Annotated in this window: 21 protein-coding genes; 9 read left to right on the top strand and 12 right to left on the bottom strand. The window is 72.6% G+C overall.

Annotated features, from left to right (window positions below):
- Positions 1 to 298 precede the first annotated feature (298 nt).
- Positions 299 to 1789, bottom strand: a complete 1491-nt coding sequence (locus tag BLW85_RS28280) for a diaminobutyrate--2-oxoglutarate transaminase family protein (protein WP_071828822.1) — start codon at positions 1787 to 1789, stop codon at positions 299 to 301.
- A gap of 261 nt (positions 1790 to 2050) precedes the next feature.
- Here BLW85_RS28280 and BLW85_RS28275 point away from each other — a divergent pair, with 261 nt between their 5' ends.
- Positions 2051 to 3280, top strand: a complete 1230-nt coding sequence (locus tag BLW85_RS28275) for a trypsin-like serine peptidase (RefSeq protein ID WP_208624911.1) — start codon at positions 2051 to 2053, stop codon at positions 3278 to 3280.
- Between the two features lie 92 nt (positions 3281 to 3372).
- On the opposite strand, the gene hflX is transcribed toward BLW85_RS28275, so the two are convergent.
- The 6 genes from hflX to miaA form a co-directional block, all read right to left on the bottom strand.
- Positions 3373 to 4863 carry a GTPase HflX gene (hflX, locus tag BLW85_RS28270; RefSeq protein WP_074993652.1) on the bottom strand — a complete coding sequence of 497 codons (1491 nt, stop codon included), beginning with the start codon at positions 4861 to 4863 and terminating at the stop codon, positions 3373 to 3375.
- Between the two features lie 223 nt (positions 4864 to 5086).
- The gene (locus BLW85_RS28265; protein WP_074993651.1) at positions 5087 to 6607 is read right to left on the bottom strand and encodes a M1 family metallopeptidase; all 1521 of its coding nucleotides are present in this window, start codon (positions 6605 to 6607) and stop codon (positions 5087 to 5089) included.
- A gap of 130 nt (positions 6608 to 6737) precedes the next feature.
- The gene (locus tag BLW85_RS28260) at positions 6738 to 8897 is read right to left on the bottom strand and encodes a RelA/SpoT family protein (RefSeq protein WP_074993649.1); all 2160 of its coding nucleotides are present in this window, start codon (positions 8895 to 8897) and stop codon (positions 6738 to 6740) included.
- A gap of 281 nt (positions 8898 to 9178) precedes the next feature.
- Positions 9179 to 10048 (bottom strand): diaminopimelate epimerase, encoded by an 870-nt coding sequence (dapF, locus tag BLW85_RS28255; RefSeq protein ID WP_074993646.1) that lies wholly within the window; start codon positions 10046 to 10048, stop codon positions 9179 to 9181.
- A gap of 57 nt (positions 10049 to 10105) precedes the next feature.
- The gene (locus BLW85_RS28250) at positions 10106 to 10720 is read right to left on the bottom strand and encodes a hypothetical protein (RefSeq protein ID WP_070025989.1); all 615 of its coding nucleotides are present in this window, start codon (positions 10718 to 10720) and stop codon (positions 10106 to 10108) included.
- 108 nt (positions 10721 to 10828) lie between these two features.
- On the bottom strand, positions 10829 to 11767 hold the full coding sequence (gene miaA, locus BLW85_RS28245) for a tRNA (adenosine(37)-N6)-dimethylallyltransferase MiaA (RefSeq protein ID WP_070025990.1): 939 nt from the start codon (positions 11765 to 11767) through the stop codon (positions 10829 to 10831).
- 564 nt (positions 11768 to 12331) lie between these two features.
- Here miaA and BLW85_RS28235 point away from each other — a divergent pair.
- Positions 12332 to 12616 carry an antitoxin gene (locus BLW85_RS28235; RefSeq protein ID WP_070025992.1) on the top strand — a complete coding sequence of 95 codons (285 nt, stop codon included), beginning with the start codon at positions 12332 to 12334 and terminating at the stop codon, positions 12614 to 12616.
- A 39-nt stretch (positions 12617 to 12655) separates the two neighbouring features.
- Here BLW85_RS28235 and BLW85_RS28230 read toward each other — a convergent pair whose 3' ends face one another.
- Together BLW85_RS28230 and miaB are read right to left on the bottom strand one after the other, a co-directional pair.
- A complete protein-coding gene (locus tag BLW85_RS28230) occupies positions 12656 to 13363 on the bottom strand; it encodes a class III extradiol dioxygenase subunit B-like domain-containing protein (RefSeq protein ID WP_074993642.1) in 708 nt (235 codons plus the stop codon).
- A 191-nt stretch (positions 13364 to 13554) separates the two neighbouring features.
- Positions 13555 to 15081, bottom strand: coding sequence for a tRNA (N6-isopentenyl adenosine(37)-C2)-methylthiotransferase MiaB (miaB, locus tag BLW85_RS28225; protein WP_070025994.1), 1527 nt, complete (start codon positions 15079 to 15081; stop codon positions 13555 to 13557).
- A 142-nt stretch (positions 15082 to 15223) separates the two neighbouring features.
- Between miaB and BLW85_RS28220 the strand changes: the two genes are divergently transcribed.
- Complete coding sequence (locus BLW85_RS28220) at positions 15224 to 15583, top strand: DUF6204 family protein (RefSeq protein ID WP_070025995.1); 360 nt, start codon at positions 15224 to 15226, stop codon at positions 15581 to 15583.
- A gap of 64 nt (positions 15584 to 15647) precedes the next feature.
- A complete protein-coding gene (locus BLW85_RS28215; protein ID WP_074993640.1) occupies positions 15648 to 16088 on the top strand; it encodes a MarR family winged helix-turn-helix transcriptional regulator in 441 nt (146 codons plus the stop codon).
- A 46-nt stretch (positions 16089 to 16134) separates the two neighbouring features.
- On the opposite strand, the gene BLW85_RS28210 is transcribed toward BLW85_RS28215, so the two are convergent.
- Positions 16135 to 16563: a pyrophosphohydrolase domain-containing protein gene (locus BLW85_RS28210; RefSeq protein WP_070025997.1), complete on the bottom strand. Its 429-nt coding sequence runs from the start codon at positions 16561 to 16563 to the stop codon at positions 16135 to 16137.
- A 107-nt stretch (positions 16564 to 16670) separates the two neighbouring features.
- Between BLW85_RS28210 and BLW85_RS28205 the strand changes: the two genes are divergently transcribed.
- The gene (locus tag BLW85_RS28205; protein ID WP_074993638.1) at positions 16671 to 17669 is read left to right on the top strand and encodes a TAXI family TRAP transporter solute-binding subunit; all 999 of its coding nucleotides are present in this window, start codon (positions 16671 to 16673) and stop codon (positions 17667 to 17669) included.
- On the opposite strand, the gene BLW85_RS28200 is transcribed toward BLW85_RS28205, so the two are convergent.
- Positions 17659 to 19101, bottom strand: a complete 1443-nt coding sequence (locus tag BLW85_RS28200) for a sensor histidine kinase (protein WP_070025999.1) — start codon at positions 19099 to 19101, stop codon at positions 17659 to 17661. The genes BLW85_RS28205 and BLW85_RS28200 overlap by 11 nt on opposite strands.
- Before the next feature lie 9 nt (positions 19102 to 19110).
- Positions 19111 to 19797 carry a response regulator transcription factor gene (locus BLW85_RS28195; RefSeq protein WP_070026000.1) on the bottom strand — a complete coding sequence of 229 codons (687 nt, stop codon included), beginning with the start codon at positions 19795 to 19797 and terminating at the stop codon, positions 19111 to 19113.
- 295 nt (positions 19798 to 20092) lie between these two features.
- Here BLW85_RS28195 and BLW85_RS28190 point away from each other — a divergent pair, with 295 nt between their 5' ends.
- The 4 genes from BLW85_RS28190 to BLW85_RS28175 all read left to right on the top strand — a co-directional run bounded on the left by BLW85_RS28190 (position 20093) and on the right by BLW85_RS28175 (position 23483).
- Positions 20093 to 20869, top strand: a complete 777-nt coding sequence (locus BLW85_RS28190) for an amino acid ABC transporter ATP-binding protein (RefSeq protein WP_070026001.1) — start codon at positions 20093 to 20095, stop codon at positions 20867 to 20869.
- Positions 20870 to 20976: 107 nt separating this feature from the next.
- On the top strand, positions 20977 to 21810 hold the full coding sequence (locus BLW85_RS28185; RefSeq protein ID WP_070026002.1) for a glutamate ABC transporter substrate-binding protein: 834 nt from the start codon (positions 20977 to 20979) through the stop codon (positions 21808 to 21810).
- A gap of 75 nt (positions 21811 to 21885) precedes the next feature.
- Positions 21886 to 22551: an amino acid ABC transporter permease gene (locus BLW85_RS28180; protein WP_074993636.1), complete on the top strand. Its 666-nt coding sequence runs from the start codon at positions 21886 to 21888 to the stop codon at positions 22549 to 22551.
- Positions 22548 to 23483, top strand: a complete 936-nt coding sequence (locus BLW85_RS28175) for an amino acid ABC transporter permease (protein ID WP_070026004.1) — start codon at positions 22548 to 22550, stop codon at positions 23481 to 23483. The genes BLW85_RS28180 and BLW85_RS28175 overlap by 4 nt, the downstream gene beginning before the upstream one ends.
- Positions 23484 to 23564: the final 81 nt, after the last annotated feature.

The following is a 23564-nucleotide window of genomic DNA, read 5'->3' as shown; positions in this document are numbered from 1 at the left end:
GCGCGGTCCGGGGCGGGGCTCGGCCCGGAGCGGTCGGACGGCGCGGGCGGCGGGTTGCCCTCGCGGGGCTCCGGGACGCGCCGCGGGTCCCGTCCTCGGGCGGTCGAGCGTGCCGGTCGCGCCCCTCAGGCCGCGCGCGGCGCCGGACCGCCTCGACGGGCCGGCGCACCGTGGCCGTCGGAGCCGCGGGGCGGGGCCGGGGTGACCGCGTCCCGCGGCGGACCGGGTGTCCCGGCACGGCGCGGCACGGTCGCCCCGGACCCGCCGGGCGCGGTCGTGCCGGGCCGGCCGGGCGCCGTCACCCCCGGCACGGCGCCGCGTCCCCTCGTCTGGGCCCGGGCGGGCCGCAGGTCTCGTGGTCGCGGGCCACCGTCGCCACCGCGTCGGTCAGCCGGTCCAGTACGGCCGTCGCCTGTTCGTCGCTGATCGTGAGCGGGGGCAGCAGCCGGACCACGGCGCCGTGCCGGCCGCCGAGTTCCACGATGAGCCCGCGCCGCAGGCACTCCCGCCGTACGGCCGCGGCGAGTTCGGGCGCGGCGGGGCACGGGTTCCGGGCGGGCTCCGGTCCGGGTGGCGGCGGGTACGGGCCGTGCGCGGCGAAGTCCCCGCCGCGCGGCCCGGTTTCCGTGCCCAAGGCGTCGCCCGCCCCGCGGGCCGGCCCGTCGGCAGCCGGCTCCACCATCTCCACCCCGATCATCAGCCCCCGCCCCCGCACCTCGCCCACGCACGCCAACGCGCCGATGTCCGACCGGAGTCGCGCCAGCATCCGGGCGCCCAGCCGCCCCGCCCGCTCGGCGAGCCCGTTCTCCCGGACGTACGACAGCGTCGCGGTCCCCGCGGCCATGGCCAGCTGGTTGCCGCGGAAGGTGCCCGCGTGGGCGCCGGGTTCCCAGACGTCGAGGTCGTCGCGGTAGACGAGCACGGCCAGCGGGAGGCTGCCGCCGATGGCCTTGGACAGCACCATGACGTCGGGGGTGATCCCGCTGTGGTCGACGGCCCAGAAGGCGCCGGTGCGGCCCACGCCGGTCTGCACCTCGTCGGCGATCAGCGGGACGCCCCGGTCCGCGGTGATCCGGCGCATCCGGCGCAGCCAGTCGTCCGGGGCCGGGAGCACCCCGCCCTCGCCCTGCACCGGTTCGAGGATCATCCCGGCGGGCAGCGGCACACCGGACTTGGGGTCGTCCAGGAGCGACTCCATCCAGCGGGCGCCGAGTTCGGCGCCGCGCGGGCCGCCGACGCCGAACGGGCAGCGGTAGTCCTGCGGGTAGGGCAGCCGGACGGCCCGGGCCTCCCGCGCACCGCCGGAGACGGCGAGGGCGCCGGCGGTCATGCCGTGGTACGCGCCGGTGAAGGCGAGGATCGCGCCGCGCCCGGTCGCGGTCCGCACCAGTTTGAGCGCGGCCTCCACGGCGTCCGTGCCGGCCGGTCCGCAGAACTGCACGCGGGCCCGGTCCGCGAGGCCCGGCGGCAGGGTTCGGAACAGTTCGGTGACGAAGGCGTCCTTGACCGGTGTCGCGAGGTCCAGGACGGTCAACGGGGCGCCGGAGTCCAGGACTTGGCGGATGGCCTGCAACACCACCGGGTGGTTGTGGCCGAGGGCGAGGGTGCCGGCACCGGAGAGGCAGTCCAGGTAGCGGCGGCCGTCGGCGCCCTCGATGGTGAGCCCCCGCGCCCGCACCGGCACGATGGGCAGGGCCCGCGCATAGGTGCGCGCCGAGGACTCGCGCGCCGACTGGCGCCGCAGGATCCCCTCGTGCGCGTCTTCCGCCCTCGACTCCGTAACGGCCACGACTCGCTGCCCTCCCGCTGTGCACCCATCGCCTACAACCGTTCATCGCGCGCCGGGTTACGGCTTTCCTCCGGATCGATGCGCGTCGGCGGGGCGCGCTCGTAGCGAAACCGTTGCCGTTCCGGCGGGAGTCGCCCATGGCGAACGCATAGGGTGTGATGCCGTTCCGAAGGTCGTGGCACCGGTCCGAACTCGCCGTCGGCGGGCGGCGGGTGTCACGGCCGAGCGCCGAGTTCCGTCTTCACACGGGGAGTCAAGAGCATGCGATCCATACGGCCGTCGTCCACCGCCCGGCAGGGGAGGGGCCGTCGCACCCGCCGCGCCTCGTCCTCGCTGGCGGCGGTCGCCCTCGCCTCGGCGCTGGCGCTGACCGCCACCGCCTGCGGTGGCGACGACCAAGCCGACGGCAACCCGTCCGCCTCCGCCGCCGCGGCGGGCAGCGGCGACGGCAAGGTCAGGATCCCGGACGACCTGAGGCAGAAGCTGAAGGAGCACGGGATCGACGTCGACAAGTGGAAGAACGGCGCCTGGAAGGACTGGAACAGGAAGGACTGGCTGCGCGAGGCCAACGACTTCATCAACCCGATCATCAAGGGCCTGTGGGACCCGAACCGGATGCGGCACGCGGGCGACCCGGACAAGGGCGTCGACGACAACGACATCTCCGGTGACCAGGGCGTGACCGACCCGACGCCGGCGCCGGTGCGGGCGCGGCAGGTCGCGGCGCCGTACCACGTGAACGCGGCCACCTCGGGCAAGGTGTTCTTCGACTCCCCCGAGGGCCACATGGTGTGCTCGGGCACGGTCGTCGAGGACCCGGCGCACCCGGGCAAGTCCAACCTCGTCTGGACGGCGGGCCACTGCGTGCACGCGGGCAGGAGCGGCGGCTGGTACCGCAACCTCGCCTTCGTGCCGTCGTACAACAACGCGGCCAAGTCCGTCGACCAGCTGCAGAACGCCGCCCGGTCCGACATCGCCCCGTACGGCGTCTGGTGGGCGGATGCCGCGCAGACCTCCCAGCAGTGGATCGACCAGGGCGGCGAGACGGGCGGCAACGGTGCCCCGTACGACTTCGCGGTCATCCATGTGACGCCGGAGCAGGGCAGCGGCGGCAAGTCTCTGGAGGAGACGGTCGGCGGGGCGCTCCCGGTGGACTTCGACGCGCCGGCCGTGCCGAAGGTGCGGACCATGACGGCGTCGGGGTACCCGGCGGCGCCGCCGTACGACGGTCAGCTGCTGTACCGGTGCGAGGACAGGCCGGGCCGGCTGTCGATCGACCGGTCCGCCCCGACGATGTACCGGATCGGCTGCTCGATGACGGGTGGCGCCTCCGGCGGCGGCTGGGTGGAGACCGGTGCGGACGGCAAGCCGAAGCTGGTGTCCAACACCTCGATCGGCCCGGTGACCGCGGGCTGGCTGGCGGGTCCCCGGCTGGGCGACGTCGCCAAGGGCGTGTACCAGTCGGTGAGCGAGAAGTTCGCCGGGCGGTAGCCCGGTCGAACGCCGAGGCGGCGCCGGCCACGGCCGCACCATGACGAAGGCCCGCCACCCCGAGGGGTGGCGGGCCTTGGTGTCGCGGTGGGTCAGCCCGCGGAGATGGGCGTGTACGGCGCCAGGTCCGAGGCCAGCTCCTCGTGCACCCGGACCTTGAGCAGGGTGCCCTCCGCGGTGTGCTCCTCGGAGATCACCTCGCCCTCGGTGTGGGCGCGGGCGACGAGCTTGCCGTGGGTGTACGGCACCAGCGCCTCGATCTCGACCGAGGGGCGGGGCAGCTCGTCGTCGATCAGGGCGAGCAGTTCGGCGATGCCCTGGCCGGTGCGGGCCGAGACCGCGATGGCGCGCTTCTCGACCCTGAGCAGCCGCTGGAGGACCAGCGGGTCGGCGGCGTCCGCCTTGTTGATCACGACGATCTCGGGCACGTCGGTGGCGCCGACGTCCCGGATGACCTCGCGCACGGCGGCCAGCTGCTCCTCCGGGACGGGGTGCGAGCCGTCCACCACGTGCAGGATCAGGTCGGAGTCGCCGACCTCCTCCATGGTGGAGCGGAACGCCTCGACCAGGTGGTGGGGCAGGTGCCGGACGAAGCCGACGGTGTCCGCCAGGGTGTACAGCCGCCCGCTCGGGGTCTCCGCGCGGCGCACGGTCGGGTCCAGGGTCGCGAACAGCGCGTTCTCGACCAGGACGCCCGCGCCGGTGAGCCGGTTGAGCAGGGAGGACTTGCCGGCGTTGGTGTAGCCCGCGATGGCGACGGAGGGCACCTTGTTGCGGCGGCGCTCCTGGCGCTTGATCTCGCGGCCGGTCTTCATGTCCGCGATCTCCCGGCGCATCTTCGCCATCTTCTCGCGGATCCGGCGCCGGTCCGTCTCGATCTTGGTCTCGCCGGGACCACGCGTGGCGAGGCCACCGCGGCCGCCGCCCATCTGCCGGGACAGCGACTGGCCCCAGCCGCGCAGCCTCGGCAGCATGTACTGCATCTGGGCGAGCGCGACCTGCGCCTTGCCCTCGCGGGACTTGGCGTGCTGGGCGAAGATGTCGAGGATCAGGGCCGTACGGTCGATGACCTTGACCTTGACGACGTCCTCCAGCTGGATCAGCTGGCCGGGGCTCAGCTCACCGTCGCAGATCACGGTGTCCGCGCCGGTCTCGAGGACGATGTCGCGCAGCTCGGCGGCCTTGCCGGAACCGATGTAGGTGGCCGCGTCGGGCTTGTCGCGGCGCTGGATGACGCCGTCGAGCACGAGCGCGCCCGCGGTCTCCGCGAGGGCGGCCAGCTCCGCGAGGGAGTTGTCCGCGTCCTGTGCGGTGCCGGTGGTCCACACGCCGACGAGCACGACCCGCTCCAGGCGGAGCTGCCGGTACTCGACCTCGGTGACGTCCTCCAGCTCGGTGGACAGGCCCACCACGCGGCGCAGGGCCGCGCGCTCGGACCGGTCGAACTGGTCTCCGTCCCGCTCGCCGTCGATCTCGTGGCTCCAGGCGACGTCCTCTTCCATCAGGGCATCGGCCCGAAGACCCTCGGGGTAGGCGTGCGCGAGGCGCTTGGCGTCCTGGGAAGGGGAAGAAGAGGAGGTCATTGGATCCTTACGTCGATGGGAGTCGTTACGGCGTCGGCACGACGGTCACGGCGTGCCGCTCATGAGGGACAACGCACGGGTACCCCGGGAGATTCCCGTGTCCCGTGCCGCGCCGACCCGAAGATGGTCGCACGAGCCGGCGCGTCCCGTCACCGTGTTATCGCGGGGTCCCGGCGCGTCCCGTCACCGTGTTATCGCGGGGTCCCGGCGCGGCCCCTCGCGGTCATTTGTGGGCCGGCCGCTGCGCCGCCTTCACGCTCGGGTCCTGCTTCCAGTCCGGGTGGCCGGGCATCGGCGGGGTCTTCTCGTCGTAGAGCCAGGCGTGCAGGAAGCCGCCGAGGTCGCGGCCGGCGACGGCGGAGGCCAGCTCGATGAAATCGCCGGTGGAGGCGTCGGAGTCGCGGTGGTCGCGGACCCAGAGCCGCTCCAGGCGCTCGAAGGCGGGGCGGCCGATCTCCTGTCGCAGGGCGTAGAGGGCCAGGGCGGCGCCGTCGTAGACGCTGGGCCGGAAGATGCTGATCTTCTGGCCGGGCACCGGCGGCTTGGGCCGGGCGGGCGGGCCGCCGGAGGCGCGCCAGCCGTCGGAGGCGGCATAGGCGGCCTTCATCCGGTCGGCCATCGGGCGGTGCGCCTTCTCCTCGGCGTACAGCGCCTCGTACCAGGTCGCGTGCCCCTCGTTCAGCCAGACGTCGGACCAGGTGCGGGGGCTGACGCTGTCGCCGAACCACTGGTGGGACAGCTCGTGCACCATGACCGACTCGACGTACCAGGCGGGGTAGGCGGGCTCGGTGAACAGCTTCTTCTCGAACAGGGAGAGGGTCTGTGTCTCCAGTTCGAATCCGGTGGTGGCGTTCGCCATGATCACGCCGTAGTTCTCGAACGGGTACCGGCCGACCTTGCTCTCCATCCAGGCGATCTGGTCGGGCGTCCTGGCGAGCCAGGGTTCGAGGGCCTCGCGGTCGGCGCTGGGCACCACGTCGCGCAGGGGCAGCCCGTGGGGGCCCTCGCGGCGCGGTACGGCGGAGCGGCCGATGGAGACCTGGGCCAGCTCGGTGGCCATGGGGTGCTGGGTGCGGTACGTCCAGGTGGTCTCCCCGCCCGCGCGCCGGATGCCGCCGGGCAGGCCGTTGGCCACCACGGTGTAGGCGTTCGGCGCGGTGACCCGGAAGGTGAACATCGCCTTGTCGGACGGGTGGTCGTTGCACGGGAAGACCATGTGGGCGGCGTCGGCCTGGTTCGCCATGACGAGGCCGTCGGTGGTGCGGACCCAGCCGCCGTCGCCCTTGTGGTCCTCGCCGGGCACGGGGTCGCTGGTGTGCCGCACGGTGATCCGCACCCAGTCGCCCCGGTGCAGGCGCTCGGCGGGGGTGACGACCAGGTCCTCGCCCGCACCGGCGAACTCCGCGGGTACCCCGTCGACCTGCACGGACCGCACGGTGCCGTGCGCGAAGTCCAGGTTGATCCGGTCGAGGTCGGCGGTGACCCAGGCGTCGATGGTGGTGACGGCCTGGAGCGGCTTGTCGTTGGTGCCGGGATAGGTGAGGTTCACGTCGTACGACGTGACGTCGTAGCCGGGGTTGCCGAGGGTCGGGTAGAGCCGGTCGCCGATGCCGAGCGGCACGGGCGGCGCCGCGGCGGCGACCAGGCAGACGGAGCACAAGGTGGCGGCGGAGGCGAGCAGGGCGGCCTTCCGGCGCCGGGCGACAGGGCCGGGGACGCCCCGGCGGCGGGGGTTGAGCAGCATGGACCACCGCTACCAGCGCCCGCCCCCGTCCCCGGGCCGACGCGCACCCGTCCCACCCGAACGGATGGTCCCCGGGCCGCCGTTCTCCGCAGATCCGCCCCCGTGCGCCCGCCCCGGCGCCGGGCGCTTCTCACCAGCCCTGTGACTGGTGCCGGGCGCGGTCCACGTCGTAGACGCCGGGGACGTCGCGCATGGCGCGCATGAGGGCCGGCAGGCCCGCGGCGTCGGGGAGTTGCAGGGTGTAGGTGTGCCGCACCCGTTGCTGGCTCGGGGGTTCCACGGTGGCGGAGACGATGTCGCCGCCCGCCAGGGCGATGGCCTCGGTGAGGTCGGCGAGCAGGTGCGGGCGGCCGAACGATTCGGCGACCAGCGTGACCCGGCACGCGGTGGAGTCCCCCCAGCGCACCCCGGTCTCCGCGCGCCCCTTGCTCTTCATGTGTGCCACCGCCGCGCACTCCACGCGGTGCACGGTCACCACTCCCCCGCGGACCGGGAAACCGGTGATCTCGTCCGGCGGCACGGGCGTACAGCACCCGGCGAGGCGGACGGCGGCCCCGGGCAGGTCGGTGCGCACGTCGGCGCCCCGCGGGGGCCCGGCGGGGCCGGTGCCGCCGGCGCGCCGCTCGGGGAGGCCGGCGGCAGCGCGGTAGCCGCCCGGCTCCTCGGCCGGGGCTCCTCCGTCGGGATGCGTGGCCAGCCACCGCTGGATGGCGATGCGGGCGGCCGGGGTGTGGGCGTGCTCCAGCCACTCGCGGGACGGCTCCGAGGCGGGGTCCTGGCCCATGAGGAGTTCGACGGTGTCACCGTCCTTGAGGACGGTGCTGAGGGTCGCCAGGCGGCCGTTGACGCGGGCGCCGATGCAGGCGTGCGCGTCCTCGCCGTACTGCCCGTACGCCGCGTCCACGCAGGTGGCGCCCTCGGGCAGGCCCAATGTGCCGCCGTCGGGGCGGAAGACGGTGATCTCGCGGTCCTGGGCGAGGTCCTCGCGCAGCGTGGACCAGAAGGTGTCGGGGTCGGGCGCGGCCTGCTGCCACTCCAGGAGGCGGGAGAGCCAGCCGGGGCGGGTGGGGTCGGCGCGCTCGCCGTCGGCGGGGTCGTCGGCGCCGGGCGCGTAGGGGTTGCCGAGCGCGACGACACCGGCCTCGGCGACCTGGTGCATCTGGTGGGTGCGGATGAGGACTTCGACCACCTGGCCGTCCGGGCGCGCGACGGCGGTGTGCAGCGACTGGTACAGGTTGAACTTCGGTACGGCGATGAAGTCCTTGAACTCCGAGACCACCGGCGTCATACAGGTGTGCAGTTCGCCGAGCACGCCGTAGCAGTCGGCGTCCTCCCCCACCAGCACCAGCAGCCGGCCGAAGTCGGCGCCGCGCAACCGCCCGCGTTTGCGGGCCACTCGGTGCACGGAGACGAAGTGCCGGGGGCGGATGAGGACTTCGGCGCTGATGTCGGCCTCGCGCAGCACCGCGCGCATCTCGTCGGCGACCTCAGCGAGGGGGTCGTCCGGGCGGGCCGCGTTCTCCGCGATGAGTTCCCTGGTGTGCGCGTACTCCTCGGGGTGGAGGATGGCGAAGACCAGGTCCTCCAGTTCGGTCTTCAGCGCCTGCACGCCGAGTCGTTCGGCGAGCGGGATGAGGACGTCCCGGGTGACCCCGGCGATCCGCGCCTGCTTCTCCGGGCGCATCACGCCGAGGGTGCGCATGTTGTGCAGCCGGTCGGCGAGTTTGATCGACATCACGCGCACGTCGCTGCCGGTGGCGACGAGCATCTTGCGGAACGTCTCGGGTTCGGCGGCGGCGCCGTAGTCGACCTTCTCCAGCTTGGTGACGCCGTCGACCAGGTACCGCACCTCCTCCCCGAACTGCTCGCGCACCTGCTCCAGCGTGACGTCGGTGTCCTCGACGGTGTCGTGGAGCAGGGAGGCGGTCAGCGTCGTGGTCTCGGCGCCGAGTTCGGCGAGGATGAGGGTCACGGCGAGCGGGTGGGTGATGTACGGCTCGCCGCTCTTGCGCGTCTGGCCGCGGTGCGAGGACTCAGCCAGCACGTAGGCGCGGCGCAGGGGTTCGAGATCGGCGTCGGGGTGGTGGGCGCGGTGCGCCTCCACCACATGGCCGATCGCGTCGGGCAGTCTGTCCCGGGCGGCGGGCCCCAGCAGTGCGGCCCGGCCGAGCCGGCGCAGGTCGATCCTGGGCCGGGACTTGCGGCGGGCCGCCGCGGGTGCCACTGCGGCCGTCGGGACCGTGGGCACTACCGGGATGGGGGTCGGGGGGTTCGTGGCCTCCGCACTCATGGGCACCTCCGGCTCGTGGACCGGCGGACGGAGCCCCAGGGCATGCGCGGCTCAGGGTGGCGCGTTCCCCCGTCCGTGCCGGTGCTTGATGCTATCGAGCCGGACACGTGCGACCGACCGCCTCTCGCCGAGCGTGAAACGGATCACCCATTCGAGCGACGGAAAAGAGGTTTAAGGTTTGCGCCACCTGGCCTGGGATCGTCCGTGGATTCGATCCGGGCGGGCGCCGCGGAACCGCTGTTCCGGGCGCCCGGAGCCGCCCGGACGACGGTTTCGGCAGGTCAGCGGAGCGCGCTTTCCAGCCACTCGGCATCGATCTCGCCCTCGGCGACGATCACGGCGGGGCCGGTCATCTCGATCTGTCCGTCCGGCCGTTCGGTGATGACGAGCCGGCCACCGGGCAGGTCCACGGTGTACGTCACGGGGGTGCCGGTGACGGCCGGATCGGCGCCGTCACGGCGGGCGGCGGCCACGGCGACGGCGCAGGCGCCGGTGCCGCAGGAGCGGGTCTCGCCGGAGCCGCGCTCGTGCACCCGCATGGCGACGTGCCGGGGCCCGCGGTCGACCACGAACTCGACGTTGACCCCGTCCGGGTAGGCACCCTCGGGGCTCACCGGCGGCGCGCCGTACAGGTCCCCGGCGTGCCCGAGGTCGGACACGAAGGCGACCGCGTGCGGGTTGCCCATGTTCACGTTCCGCGCGGGCCAGCTGCGCTCGCCGACCCGCACCGTGACGTCCCCTTCGGGCAGGCGGGCGCTGCCCATGCCCACGGTCACGTCCCCGTCCTTGGCGATGTGGACGCTCTTGACGCCGCCACGGGTGGCGATCGCGAGGTCGCCCTCGGTGACGTGCCCGGCGCGCTGGAGGTAGCGGGCGAACACCCGGACGCCGTTGCCGCACATCTCCGCGACCGAGCCGTCGCTGTTGCGGTAGTCCATGAACCACTCGGCCTCGCCGGCCATCGCCCGGGCGTCCGGGTGCGCGGCGGAGCGCACGACGTGCAGCACGCCGTCCCCGCCGATGCCGGCCCGGCGGTCGCACAGGGCGGTCACGGCGGCCGGGGACAGCTCGATGGCGTTGTCGGGGTCAGGGACGATCACGAAGTCGTTCTCGGTGCCGTGACCCTTGAGGAAGGCGATCCGCGTGCTCATTCCTCGATCGTACGGGGTGGGTGCGGCAAGGGGGCCCGGCCCGGGCCCCGGCGGCGGTCAGCGCAGCCGGGCCACGCGCCACACGGCGAGTACGGCCACGACGGCGACCAGCACCGCGTACCCGAGGACGACCCGCCAGTCCGGGCGGCGGCCGGAGCCGCGCGGGGGCAGGCCCGGCCAGGTGTGGCCCACCCGGCGGGCGGCCATCATGCCCCAGCCGGCGGCACAGCTGCAGATCAGCAGGCCGAGCATGGCGATGACCGCGCCGCTGTCGCCGTCGAAGGCGAGCGGGAAGGCGAACATCAGGGAGCCGAGCGCGGAGAGGCCCACGATCGGCGCGAGCTGCCAGATGCGCAGCCGGCGCTGCGGGCGCAGTTCGACCTCGACCTCGGGGCCGCTGGTGTACATCTCCTCGGGAGCCGGGCCGTCCTCGGTCACGCCGTCCGTGGTCTCGTCGAGCCCGTCGTCGGCCAGAGCGTCGTGGTCGTCGGACGGCCGGGACGGGTTCCCGGCCGGGCGGTCCTCACCGTCGTACGGCCGGGGCAGCCGGTCCCCGCCCTCGGCGAGCCCGGTCACGCCCTCGGCGGGGCGGTCCTCGCCCTGGTCCGGTTCGTCACTCTCGGTGGTGACGTGCTCGGCACTTGGTGCGGTGTCACGAGGGCCGGCCTCCATCGCCACGCGCCCTCCCAACTAGGACTCCACTTGGTCGATCGAAGCTCGATGATGGCACGGCGCCGAAGGCCCCGATGACCGGCGACGCATCCCGATGCCATCACGTGATCAGGCTGTAACCGGTCGTTCGACCAACGTCAGGGCCTGCCGCGGAAGTTCCCCGCGGTCGGCCTCGGCCCCGCTCAGCCAGTGCACGCGGGGGTCGCGCCGGAACCAGGAATCCTGCCGGCGCGCGAAGCGCTTGGTGGCCCGCACGGTCTCGGCGCGCGCCTCCGCTTCGGTGCACTCGCCGCCGAGCGCGGCGAGCACCTGCTGGTAGCCCAGCGCGCGCGAGGCCGTGCGCCCCTCGCGCAGGCCGCGCGCCTCCAGTGCGCGCACCTCGTCCACCAGCCCGGCCTCCCACATCCGGTCGACACGCCGGGTGATCCGGTCGTCCAGCTCCGGGCGGGCCACGTCGACGCCGATCTGGACGGTGTCGTACACCGAGTCGTGGCCGGGGAGGTTGGCGGTGAAGGGCTGGCCGGTGATCTCGATCACCTCCAGGGCCCGGACGATCCGGCGGCCGTTGCTGGGCAGGATCGCGCGGCCGGCCTCGGGGTCGGCGGCGGCGAGCCGGGCGTGCAGCGCGCCGGAGCCGCGCAGCGCCAGTTCCTCCTCCAGGCGGGCGCGCACCTCGGGGTCGGTGCCGGGGAACTCCAGGTTGTCGACGGCCCCGCGGACGTACAGGCCGGAGCCGCCGACCAGGATCGGCCAGCGGCCCTCGGCGAGCAGCGCGTCGATGCGGGCGCGGGCCAGTTTCTGGTACTCGGCGACCGAGGCGGTGACCGTGACGTCCCAGATGTCCAGCAGGTGGTGCGGGACGCCGCCGCGCTCCTCGGGCGTCAGCTTGGCGGTGCCGATGTCCATCCCGCGGTACAGCTGCATCGAGTCGGCGTTGACGACCTCGCCGCCGAGTTGCTGGGCCAGGAAGACGCCGAGATCGGACTTTCCGGCCGCGGTGGGTCCGACGACGGCGATGACGCGGGGAACGAGGGGTGCGCTGCTCACGGCACCAGTCTCGCAAACCCCGCGGCGAGGTCTCGAACGAGTTACGTGACGGGGCGGTCGCCGGGTCGTTGCCCGACGTGAGGTGCCGTCCGCGGGCTGCCCGAGGCAGTGACCCGGGCGGTGCGAGCGTACGCACCGCGTGACGCGGGAACTCCCCCGCGCGAGTACCTTATGGAGTGACTATGGGCGTGTTTGCACGACTCCTCGGCAGGTCGAAGGCGACTCGGGAGGCGTCGGCCGCCGCGGCGAAGGCCGGTACGGAGCCGGTGGGGGCCGAGGCGGAGGAATCGCGGTCGGCGCGGCCGGGGGCGAAGGGAGTCGGGGCGGCACAGGCACAGGACTCCTCCGGGCGTGAGAGGGAGGGTTCCGGGCAGGATGCCGACGAGGGACGTGCGGATGTGGCGGCGCGGCAGGGCGCCGACGCGGAGGACGCGTCCGAGGGCTCCGGGATCCCCCGGCAGCAGTCGGCCGAGGAGGCGGCCGACAGCGAGACCGGCGAGGGCGTCCGCAAGTAACCGTTCCGCGAGGAAATCCCGCGGGCAGTCCCGCAAGGGAAGGTGGATCATGGGTCTGTTTGACAACATGAAGGCCAAGCTCGGCCCGGCCAAGGACAAGGTGTCCGACCTCGCGCGCCAGCACGGGGACAAGGTGCAGCACGGCATCGACAAGGCCGCGAAGGCCGTCGACGAGCGGACCAAGGGCAAGTACAGCGACAAGATCCAGGCGGGCACCGGCAAGGCCAAGGACGCGGTGGACCGCCTCGCGCAGAAGGACGGCGGCCCGGACGCGGCACCGGGCGCCCATCCGAACCCGCCCACCCCGCCGCAGGGCCCGCCGCCGGCCTCCTGACCGGGGGGCTCACCCCCGGGCCGGGCGGCGGCCGGGTCCCTAGGACCAGGTGGCGACCAGATAGCCGACGCCGTAGGGCGCGTCCTCGTGAAGCAGGGCGCCGTCGAGGTCCGCGTCCTCGGCGGCGCCCGCGAGGATCTGCCAGGGGGCGCGGCCGGACGCCTTCAATTCACGGGCGAGCCCGGCGTCCAGCGCCCGGACGGCCGCGAGGTCGGCCGCGCCCAGTGCCCGGGCGACCGCCGCGTCGAACGGCTCCGCCCGCTCGTCCAGATAGCCCGGCGCCTTGACCGTGCGGCAGGCGCTGGCGTCCCCCATGACCAGCAGCGCCACGCGCCCGGCCCGGGCCGCGAGTTCCCGCCCGGTCTCCGCGCACCGCTCGGGCGCGACCGTCTCCTCGACGCCGAGCCCCTCGACCGGGACGTCCCACCGGCCGGTCCGCTCCAGCAGCCAGGCGCCGACCGCCAGCGACGACGGCAACGCGGGCCCGTCGACGGCTCCTTGGCCCAGCCGCACGTCCAGCTCCACCCCGAACCCGCGGAACGACCCCGGCGCGCCCTGCGGGAACGCCCCGCCCTCGCCCTGTCCGGTGGGGCCGACCACCACCAGCAGATCCGGGCGGGCGGCCGCGAGCACGCCGAGCGCGTCCGTGCACGCCGCGCGCAGGGCGTCCAGTTCGGGGGCGGCGCCCGCGGCGACCTCGGGCACGAGCAGCGGCGGGCAGGGGCAGACGGCGGCGGCGACAAGCATGATCGGCAGCGTAACGCGGGCCCGGTGCGCGCGGGCAGCCCCCAAGGGGGTGCGCGTGTGGCGGCAGGGGTCGGTTTCGCGACGCGAAGGCGCTGTCGTACACAAGTCTGCCGGTAGCGGCGGGCGGCCGGCCGGCCGCTCCCTCTCCTGGCCGCCTGTCCGGACGGTCACCGCCCGGACAGGCGCCGCGGTCAGTCGCAGCCGCAGCCGCTCGCGGCGGCCGGCAGCGGCGCCGGAACGCCGACCTTCGGCAGGCCGAGCATGACGCCGGCGGGCTTGGCGGCCTCTTCGGCGGTGCGCTTCTCCCAGGCGTCGCCCGCGCGCGTGCGGCGCACGCCGAGCACGGCGCCCTCGGCGAGCAGGTGGTGCGGGGCGGCGTACGTCACCTCGACCGTGACCACGTCACCGGGGCGGACCTCCTGCTCCGGCTTGGTGAAGTGGACCAGGCGGTTGTCCGGGGCGCGGCCGGAGAGCCGGTGGGTGGCGCCGTCCTTGCGGCCCTCGCCCTCGGCCACCATCAGTTCGAGGGTGCGGCCGACCTGCTTCTTGTTCTCCTCCCAGGAGATCTCCTCCTGGAGGGCGACCAGCCGCTCGTAGCGCGCCTGGACGACCTCCTTGGGGATCTGGTTCTCCATGGTCGCGGCCGGGGTGCCGGGGCGCTTGGAGTACTGGAAGGTGAAGGCCTGCGCGAACCGCGCCTCGCGGACCACGTGCAGGGTCTGCTCGAAGTCCTCCTCGGTCTCGCCGGGGAAGCCCACGATGATGTCGGTGGTGATGGCCGCGTGCGGGATGGCGGCGCGCACCTTCTCGATGATGCCGAGGTAGCGCTCCTGCCGGTACGAGCGGCGCATGGCCTTGAGGACCGGGTCCGAGCCGGACTGGAGCGGCATGTGCAGCTGCGGCATCACGTTCGGCGTCTCGGCCATGGCGGCGATGACGTCGTCGGTGAAGTCGCGCGGGTGCGGGGAGGTGAAGCGGACGCGCTCCAGGCCGTCGATCGTGCCGCAGGCGCGCAGCAGCTTGCTGAAGGCCTCGCGGTCGCCGATGTCGGAACCGTAGGCGTTGACGTTCTGGCCGAGCAGGGTGATCTCGGAGACGCCCTCGGCGACCAGCGCCTCGACCTCGGCGAGGATGTCGCCGGGGCGGCGGTCCTTCTCCTTGCCGCGCAGCGCCGGGACGATGCAGAAGGTGCACGTGTTGTTGCAGCCGACGGAGATCGACACCCAGGCCGCGTAGGCGCTCTCGCGCCGGGTCGGCAGGGTGGAGGGGAACGCCTCCAGGGACTCGGCGATCTCGACCTGCGCCTCCTCCTGCACGCGGGCGCGCTCCAGCAGGACGGGCAGCTTGCCGATGTTGTGCGTGCCGAAGACGACGTCCACCCAGGGCGCCTTCTTGACGATGGTGTCGCGGTCCTTCTGCGCGAGGCAGCCGCCGACCGCGATCTGCATGCCGGGCCGGGAGGCCTTCTTGGGCGCGAGACGGCCGAGGTTGCCGTACAGCCGGTTGTCTGCGTTCTCGCGCACCGCGCAGGTGTTGAAGACGACCACGTCCGCGTCGCCGTCGGCGCCCTCCGGCGCCCGCACGTATCCGGCGTCCTCCAGCAGACCGGCCAATCGCTCGGAATCGTGGACGTTCATCTGGCACCCATAGGTGCGGATCTCGTAGCTCTTGGGTGCGGGCACGTCCACTGCGGGGCTCCGGTCGCTGCTGCTGGTCATGGGTCAAGGGTAGGCGGTCCCGGACGCGCCGCGGCCCGCCCTGTGGACAACCCCGGCCCGCCCCGGCCGGGACTCCGGACGGCGCGGCCCGGCGGGAAAAAGCCGGTGGTGGACCGGGCGCCGGTCCGCCTAAGGTCGCCGGATGAGCATGCGAACCTTCCGTATCACCGTGCGCGGTGCCTTCGACGGCCTCACCGGGGACCAGCGGGCCGCGCTGCTGGCGGACGCCGCCGCCCATGACGTGCTGCGCGCCGCCTTCACCCCCGAGGGGACCCTGACCTACGACATCGCCGCCCGTCCCGCCTTCGTCTTCCGCTTCTCCGCCACCGGGGAGGAAGAGGAGGACATCCTGGAGGCGACCGAGCAGGCCGAGGCGGCGGCCGAGGCTTGGCTGACCGAGCGCGGCTACGGTTTCAAGAACCTCCGCTCCTCGGCCGAGGACCTCTCCCAGGCGCCCCTGAGCAAGCGGCAGCGCCGCGCGGCCCGTTCGGCGGAGGCATGAGAACGCGACACCTTCCGCCCATAAACTTGAGCAGTCAAGGAGTGCACAAGGAAAGAGGCGGGGCATGAGTGACACCCTGGACGCGGCGCTGCGGCTGATGCGGGCCCAGGCGACGCTGGTGCGGCGGTTCGACGCCCGGCTGGGCGGGCTGCACGGGGTGAGCCTCGCGGACTTCACGCTGCTGCTCCGGCTGGGACAGGCACCCGGCGGCCGGATGCGCCGGGTCGACCTCGCCGAGGCGCTGGGACTGACCGCGTCCGGGGTCACCCGGGCGCTGGCTCCCCTGGAGCGGATCGGCCTGGTGACCCGGGAACCGGACGCCCGGGACGCGCGCGTGGCCTACGCGTCGCTGACCGGGACGGGCCGCGAGCGGCTGACGGAGATGCTGGCCACGGCCGAGGAGACGGCCGACGAGCTGTTCGCCGCCCCGGTCTGGGACGAGCGGGACGTCCCGCTGTTCGCGGGCCTGCTGTCCCGGCTCGGCGGCACCGGCCTGCGTCCCTGACCCGGCCGCACGGCGGACGGTGGGCGCCTGCCCGTACCCTGCGGGCTCAGGCGCCCACCTCCGTGGCACCCTCCCGCGCCGCCGGCTCCCAGCCCTGGCGGCGCAGAACGGACGACACGTCGGGGGCCCGGTAGAACTCGCCCTTGAGGACCTTGCCGTCGGCCCGGCGCGCGACCTGGCCGTCGGGGCCGAGCTTGCTCATGTTGGCGCGGTGGATCTCGGCGATCACCTCGTCCAGGTCGATGCCGTGGACCAGGGCGGTGCCGTACGCGACGTAGACCACGTCGGCCAGTTCGTGCGCCAGCTTGTCCAGCGGACCCTCGACGGAGACCTCCTCGACCTCCGCGGCCTCCTCGGCGAGCATGTCCCAGCGGTGTGCGGCCAGTTCGGGGGCCACCTCGGCCGGCGTGGCCCGGACGTCGAGGCCGAAGGCGCGGTGGAACTCTCGGACGAGGTCGGCGGGAGAAGTGCTCATGCGACGACTCTAACGGCGGCCACCGACAGTGCCCGCCGCCCGGCCCCGGGCCGCCGTACCGCCCCGGCCCTGGTCAGCGCCGTACCCCGCCTGGCAGGATCACCGCCATGTCCAAGCTGTTCCCCCGGATCGGCAGGCGCCGGGCGCTGCCGGGCGCGGCCGCCGGTGCCGTCGCCCTCGGCCTGCTGCTGTGGTGGCTGCTGCCCCTGGGCGAGAAGCCGCCGAGCGGGACGATCGTCTTCAGCACCGGCACCTCCAAGGGCGTCTACCAGGAGTACGGCGAGCGGCTGCGCAGCGAGCTGGCCAAGGACATGCCCGGGCTGAAGGTGAAGCTGCTCAAGAGCGCGGGCTCCCAGGAGAACGTCCAGCGGGTGGCGACCGGGAAGGCCGACTTCACCATCGCGGCGGCCGACGCGGTGCAGACGTACGAGGTGGCGCACGGCAGAGGTGCCGGGCGGCTGCGCGGGGTGGCCCGGCTCTACGACGACTACGTGCACCTCATAGTGCGCAGCGACTCGGGCATCCGGAGCGTCCGCGACCTGCGGCACAAGCGGGTGGCGACCGGGCTGCCCGACTCCGGGGTGAAGCTGATCGCCGACCGGGTGCTGCGCGCCGCCGGCATCGATCCCCTCAAGGACATCACCCCGGCCGCCGACGGCATCGACATCGGGCCCGACCAACTCGAACAGGGCCGCATCGACGCGTTCTTCTGGTCGGGCGGCCTGCCCACCAGGGGCCTGGTCTCGCTGGCCGGGAAGGGCGCGTTCCGGTTCGTCCCGATCGAGGCCGACCTGGTCGCCAAGCTGCACGCGCAGGGGGAGGAGACGCGTTACTACCGGGCCACCAACATGCCCGAGTCGGCGTACCCGGGCGTCCAGCAGGGCGAGGAGGTGCCGACGATCGCGGTGTCCAACCTGCTGATGACCCGCGCGGACATGGACCCGCGGCTCACCGAGTGGGTCACCCGCACGGTGATCAAGAGCCGGGACGGCATCGGCGCCCATGTCCACTCCGCCCAGCTGGTCGACCTGCGCACCGCCATCTACACCGATCCGATCCCCCTCCAGGAGGGCGCGCGGCGCTACTACCGCTCGGTCAAGCCCTGAGGGTTCGCGCCGCCCGCTCGTCCGCCCCGGCGCCTTCCGCGTGCCTCGGCACCGACACCGTCACCCGCAGCCCGCGAGGTTCGTGGTGGCCGTACTCGATCGAGCCGCCACCGGCCGCGAGGAGGGCGCGGGTGATGGACAGGCCGAGGCCGGAGCCCTTGACGTTCTGGTGGCGGCCGCTGCGCCAGAAGCGGTCGCCCACGCGCGCGAGTTCCTCGTCGGTGAGGCCGGGTCCGGTGTCGGTGACGACGACCTTCGCGGTGTCGCCGTCGAAGGAGACGGCGACCTCGACCCGACCGCCCCCGGGGGTGAACTTCACCGCGTTGTCGATCACCGCGTCCAGCGCGCTGGACAGGGCGATCGGATCGGCCCAGCCGGTGGTGGCCGGGCAGTCGCCGGTCAGCAGCACGCCCTTGGCCTCGGCGGCCGGTGTCCAGGCGGCCAGCCGCTCCCCGGCCAGCTCGCCGATGTCGGTCAGGCACAGCTCGGCCTCGGCGTGCTCGGCGAGCGCCAGGTCGAGCAGGTCGTCCAGCACCTGGGCGAGGCGCTTGCCCTCGGTGCGGACCGAGGCGATCTCCTCGTTGTCCTCCGGGAGTTCGAGTGCCAGCAGTTCGATGCGCAGCAGCAGCGCCGACAGCGGGTTGCGCAACTGGTGCGAGGCGTCCGCGACGAAGGCGCGCTGCTGCTCCAGCACGTCCTCGACATGGTCCGCCATCTCGTTGAACGACCGGGCCAGGCGCCGCAGTTCCGGCGGCCCGCCGGCCGCCGCCACCCGCGACTTCAGCCGCCCGGTGGCGATGTCGTGGGTGGTGGCGTCCAGGACCCGGACCGGTCTGAGCACCCACCCGGTCAGCCGCAGCGCCGCGCCGACGGCCAGCAGCATGGCCGCGCACTCGCCGGCCGCGATGAGCAGCCAGTCGTGCAGGGTCCGCGAACGCAGCGACCCGGTCGGCGAGTCGGTGACGACGACCGCGATCACGTCACCGTCCCGGATCACCGGTGAGGCGACGACCAGCCGGCCGCGCCGCCAGGGCCACACCTGCTCCGGGTCGTGGCTGCGCCGGCTGAGCAGCGCCTCGTCGAAGGCCGAGCGCACCTCCCCCGTCCGCGGTACGAACCAGTCGCCGGGCGCGTTGGCCATGGCGGAGCCGTTGCGGTAGAAGACGCCCGCGCGAATGCCGTAGACGTCGTGGTAGCTGTCCAGTTCGCTGCGCAGGGTCTCCCAGCGCTGGTCCGTGCTGGTGCGCCGGGAGCCGCTCGGCCCGTCGGTGACGAACTGGGCGAGGGCGGCGAAGCGCGCCGTGTCGTCGATCCGGTCCACGACGACCTTCTGCTGCTCGGCGGCGGCCATGCTGGCGGCCAGCGGTACGCCGAGGGCGAGGAGTACGGCCGCCATCAGGACGATGAGCAGCGGCAGCAGCCGTGTGCGCACCCGGCCTCGCTAGGCGGCCGGGGCGACGAGCCGGTAGCCGACGCCGCGTACGGTCTCGATCAGCGCGGGCATGCGCAGCTTGGCGCGCAGGGAGGCGACGTGCACCTCCAGGGTGCGGCCGGTGCCCTCCCAGCTGGTGCGCCAGACCTCGCTGATTATCTGCTCCCGCCGGAAGACCACACCGGGGCGCTGGGCGAGCAGCGCGAGCAGGTCGAACTCCTTGCGGGTCAGCTGGACGACCGAACCGTCCACGCTGACCTGCCGGGTGGGCAGTTCGATGCGCACCACTCCGAGGTGCAGGCTGCTCTCCCCGCCCTGCGCGCCCTCCTCGTTGGTGGTGCGCCGGCTGACGGCGTGGATCCGGGCGAGCAGCTCCCCGGTGTCGTACGGCTTCACCACGTAGTCGTCGGCGCCCAGGTTGAGCCCGTGGATGCGCGAGCGCACGTCGGAGCGGGCCGTGACCATGATGACCGGGGTGCTGGTGCGCTTGCGGATCTTGCCGCAGACCTCGTAGCCGTCCTGGTCGGGCAGGCCGAGGTCGAGCAGGACCACGCCGAAGCCGGCGCCCTCCGGGACGAGCGCCTGGAGGGCCTCCTCGCCGTTGCGCGCGTGGGTGACGTCGAATCCGTGCCGCTTGAGCACGGCGGACAGGGCCGCGGCGACGTGGTTGTCGTCCTCGACGAGCAGCAGTCTCATTCCGGCCCCCTCCGGTTCAGCGGTCGTACGGACGCGGTTCGTGTCCGCCTGGTAGATCGAATGCACGAGCGCGTGCACCAAGGCAGTGACGCCGATGGAGCGGGACCCCGTCAAGAGGGTTCCGGTCGCCGCCCGCTTCCGTTACCCGGCCGATATCCATCCGGTCACATGGTGCTACAAGATGTCGCCGACGGTTGTCCGATTGTGATGCTCAGATCTCCCTCAGATGTGATGACGCAGGTCACAGCCCGTCATTACTGTCCTCCGAAACCGAGGAGGACGGAGCCGGAAAGCGATGACCGAAGTACAGGTGGCCAAGGAGGACAGGGCCGCTTCCGACGAACTGGTCGTCCTGAAGAGCGTCAACAAGCACTTCGGCGCGTTGCACGTGCTCCAGGACATCGACCTGACGATCGACCGCGGCGAGGTGGTGGTGGTCATCGGGCCCTCCGGGTCCGGCAAGTCGACCTTGTGCCGCACCATCAACCGCCTGGAGACGATCGACTCGGGCACCATCACGATCGACGGCAAGCCCCTGCCGCACGAGGGCCGGGAGCTGGCGCGGCTGCGCGCAGACGTCGGGATGGTCTTCCAGTCCTTCAACCTCTTCGCGCACAAGACCGTGCTCGAGAACGTGATGCTGGGCCAGATCAAGGTCCGCAAGGCGGACAAGAAGGCGGCCGAGGAGAAGGCGCGGGCCCTGCTGGACCGGGTCGGGGTGGGCACCCAGGCCGACAAGTACCCCGCGCAGCTGTCCGGCGGCCAGCAGCAGCGTGTCGCCATCGCCCGGGCGCTGGCGATGAACCCGAAGGTGATGCTCTTCGACGAGCCGACCTCGGCCCTCGACCCCGAGATGATCAACGAGGTCCTGGACGTCATGCAGCAGCTGGCGCGTGAGGGCATGACGATGATCGTCGTCACCCACGAGATGGGCTTCGCGCGGTCGGCCGCCAACCGCGTGGTCTTCATGGCGGACGGCCGGATCCTCGAACAGGCCACGCCCGAGCAGTTCTTCAGCAACCCGCGCAGCGACCGGGCCAAGGACTTCCTGTCCAAGATCCTGCACCACTGAGGGTGCGGGCGGCCGTGGCCGCCGCACCTGCCCGGGCCCGGTTCCCGACGGATCTCGGCCGCCCCTTCCGACGGACCTCGTTCTCACCACTTCGAAGGATGTTCAGCATGCAGCTTCGCAAGGTCACCGCCGCCTCGGCCGTCGTCCTCGCCCTCGCCCTGTCCGCCACCGCGTGCGGCGGCGACAAGAAGGACGACAAGGGTTCCTCCGGCGGCAAGAAGATCGCCATCGGCATCAAGTTCGACCAGCCCGGCCTCGGCCAGAAGACCCCGCAGGGCTACTCGGGCTTCGACGTCGACGTGGCCACCTATGTCGCCAAGAAGCTCGGTTACGGCCCCGACCAGATCGAGTGGAAGGAGTCGAAGAGCGCCGACCGCGAGACCATGCTGCAGCGCGGTGACGTCCAGTTCATCGCCGCCACCTACTCGATCACCCCGGAGCGCGAGCAGAAGGTCGACTTCGCCGGCCCCTACCTGCTGGCCCACCAGGACGTGCTGCTGCGCGCCGACGAGTCGGGCATCAAGGCCGCGGGCGACCTGAACGGCAAGAAGCTGTGCTCGGTCTCCGGGTCGACCTCCGCGCAGAACCTCAAGGCCAAGCTGGCCCCGAAGGCGAACCTCCAGACCTACCCGACCTACTCCGCCTGCCTGTCGGGTCTGCAGAGCGGCGCCATCGACGCCCTCACCACCGACGACTCGATCCTCGCCGGCTACGCCGCCCAGACCCAGTTCAAGGGCAAGTTCAAGCTCGGCGGCCTCAAGATGACCAACGAGAACTACGGCATCGGCGTCAAGAAGGGCAGCGACCTCAAGGCCAAGATCAACAAGGCCCTGGAGTCGATGGTGTCCGACGGTTCCTGGGAGGCGGCCGTGAAGAAGAACTTCGGCCCGGCCAACTACCACTACGAGCCCGCGCCGAAGATCGGCGACATCAAGAGCTGAGGCAACGCCCTGCCGGTGCGCCGCCCCTGACGGCGGCGCACCGCGGCATCCCTACACGCGGAAGCGCGGGAGATCGTGTTCGATTTTCTAGGACATTACGACGTACTGGGCGCCTTCTGGAAGACGGTGCAGCTCACCCTGCTGGCCGCCGTGGGCTCCCTGGTCTGGGGCACCCTGCTGGCCGCCATGCGGGTGGGCCCGGTACCGCTGATGCGCGGTTTCGGCACCGCCTACGTGAACATCGTGCGGAACATCCCGCTCACGGTGATCATCCTCTACTCCTCGCTCGGTCTGAACCAGACGCTGGGCGTCAACCTGGGCGCCAAGGGCTTCGAAACGATCAACTTCCGGCTTGCCGTGCTCGGTCTGATCGTCTACACCTCGGCCTTCGTGTGCGAGGCGATCCGCGCCGGCATCAACACGGTGCCGGTCGGCCAGGCGGAGGCGGCCCGCGCCATCGGTCTCGGCTTCTCCCAGGTGCTGGGCCTGGTCGTACTGCCGCAGGCCTTCCGCGCGGCCGTGGGCCCGCTGACCAACGTGCTGATCGCGTTGACGAAGAACACGACGGTGGCCGCCGCGATCGGCGTGGCGGAGGCAGCCCTGCTGATGAAGTCGATGATCGAGAACGAGGCGCAGTTGCTGGCGATCTCGGCGGTCATCGCCTTCGGGTTCGTCTGCCTGACCCTGCCGACCGGGCTGATCCTCGGCTGGGTGGGCAAGAAGGTGGCGGTGAAGCGATGAGTTCGGTCCTGTTCGACACGCCGGGGCCCGGCGCCAAGCGGCGCAACATCCTGTACACGGTGGGCTTCCTGGTCGTCCTCGCGGCCGTCGTCTGGTTCGTGTACTCCGCCCTGGACGAGAAGGGACAGCTGGCCTGGTCCCTGTGGAAGCCGTTCTTCACCGGCACCGAGGCGTACACGACGTACATCTGGCCGGGTCTGGAGAACACCCTGGAGGCCGCGGCGCTGGCGATGGTCATCGCGCTTCCGCTGGGTGCCGTGCTCGGCATCGCCCGGCTCTCGGACCACGTCTGGGTGCGGGTCGTGGCCGCGGTCGTGGTGGAGTTCTTCCGCGCGATCCCCGTGCTGGTCCTGATGATCTTCGGGCTGGCGCTCTTCGCCCAGTACACCGACGTGAGTTCGGACGACCGGCCCTTCTACGCGGTCGTCACCGGTCTGGTGCTCTACAACGCGTCGGTGCTCGCGGAGATCGTCCGCTCGGGCATCCTCTCGCTCCCCAAGGGCCAGTCCGAGGCGGCGCAGGCGATCGGTCTGCGCAAGGGGCAGATGATGCGGCTGGTGCTGCTGCCGCAGTCGGTCACCGTGATGCTCCCGGCCATCGTCAGCCAGCTGGTGGTCATCGTGAAGGACACCGCCCTCGGCGGCGCGGTCCTCACCTTCCCCGAACTGCTGGCCTCGGCCAACACCATGAGCGGTTACTACGGCAACATCATCGCCTCGCTCACCGTCGTGGCCGTGATCTACGTGGTCATCAACTTCTCGCTGACCTCCTTCGCGCACTGGCTGGAGGGCCGGCTGCGGCGCGGCAAGAAGTCGACCGGGGCGGTGCTGGGCGTCCAGGACGTCACGGACGCCGCGGGTACGGCCGCGACGGGCGCCGATCCGGCCGGCGGCCCCTCCGGCGCCGGTGACATCGTCGGCACCAAGAAGTGACGATCATTCAAGTCGCCTGATTCGGCCGGGGGCGGTGGCATGATCGCCACCGCCCCCGAGGGTCACTTGACGCATACTCTG

Source organism: Streptomyces misionensis (genome assembly GCF_900104815.1).
Lineage (GTDB): Bacteria > Actinomycetota > Actinomycetes > Streptomycetales > Streptomycetaceae > Streptomyces > Streptomyces misionensis.
This window is presented reverse-complemented; position numbering and strand designations above follow the sequence as displayed.

What these genes read in the sequence shown, in the direction of transcription:
- BLW85_RS28275 (WP_208624911.1), top strand. Translation starts at nt 2,051, where the DNA reads ATGCGATCCATACGGCCGTCGTCCACCGCCCGGCAGGGGAGGGGCCGT.
- hflX (WP_074993652.1), bottom strand. Translation starts at nt 4,863, where the DNA reads ATGACCTCCTCTTCTTCCCCTTCCCAGGACGCCAAGCGCCTCGCGCAC.
- BLW85_RS28265 (WP_074993651.1), bottom strand. Translation starts at nt 6,607, where the DNA reads ATGCTGCTCAACCCCCGCCGCCGGGGCGTCCCCGGCCCTGTCGCCCGG.
- BLW85_RS28260 (WP_074993649.1), bottom strand. Translation starts at nt 8,897, where the DNA reads ATGAGTGCGGAGGCCACGAACCCCCCGACCCCCATCCCGGTAGTGCCC.
- dapF (WP_074993646.1), bottom strand. Translation starts at nt 10,048, where the DNA reads ATGAGCACGCGGATCGCCTTCCTCAAGGGTCACGGCACCGAGAACGAC.
- BLW85_RS28250 (WP_070025989.1), bottom strand. Translation starts at nt 10,720, where the DNA reads ATGGAGGCCGGCCCTCGTGACACCGCACCAAGTGCCGAGCACGTCACC.
- BLW85_RS28235 (WP_070025992.1), top strand. Translation starts at nt 12,332, where the DNA reads ATGGGTCTGTTTGACAACATGAAGGCCAAGCTCGGCCCGGCCAAGGAC.
- BLW85_RS28230 (WP_074993642.1), bottom strand. Translation starts at nt 13,363, where the DNA reads ATGCTTGTCGCCGCCGCCGTCTGCCCCTGCCCGCCGCTGCTCGTGCCC.
- miaB (WP_070025994.1), bottom strand. Translation starts at nt 15,081, where the DNA reads ATGACCAGCAGCAGCGACCGGAGCCCCGCAGTGGACGTGCCCGCACCC.
- BLW85_RS28220 (WP_070025995.1), top strand. Translation starts at nt 15,224, where the DNA reads ATGAGCATGCGAACCTTCCGTATCACCGTGCGCGGTGCCTTCGACGGC.
- BLW85_RS28215 (WP_074993640.1), top strand. Translation starts at nt 15,648, where the DNA reads ATGAGTGACACCCTGGACGCGGCGCTGCGGCTGATGCGGGCCCAGGCG.
- BLW85_RS28210 (WP_070025997.1), bottom strand. Translation starts at nt 16,563, where the DNA reads ATGAGCACTTCTCCCGCCGACCTCGTCCGAGAGTTCCACCGCGCCTTC.
- BLW85_RS28205 (WP_074993638.1), top strand. Translation starts at nt 16,671, where the DNA reads ATGTCCAAGCTGTTCCCCCGGATCGGCAGGCGCCGGGCGCTGCCGGGC.
- BLW85_RS28195 (WP_070026000.1), bottom strand. Translation starts at nt 19,797, where the DNA reads ATGAGACTGCTGCTCGTCGAGGACGACAACCACGTCGCCGCGGCCCTG.
- BLW85_RS28190 (WP_070026001.1), top strand. Translation starts at nt 20,093, where the DNA reads ATGACCGAAGTACAGGTGGCCAAGGAGGACAGGGCCGCTTCCGACGAA.
- BLW85_RS28185 (WP_070026002.1), top strand. Translation starts at nt 20,977, where the DNA reads ATGCAGCTTCGCAAGGTCACCGCCGCCTCGGCCGTCGTCCTCGCCCTC.
- BLW85_RS28175 (WP_070026004.1), top strand. Translation starts at nt 22,548, where the DNA reads ATGAGTTCGGTCCTGTTCGACACGCCGGGGCCCGGCGCCAAGCGGCGC.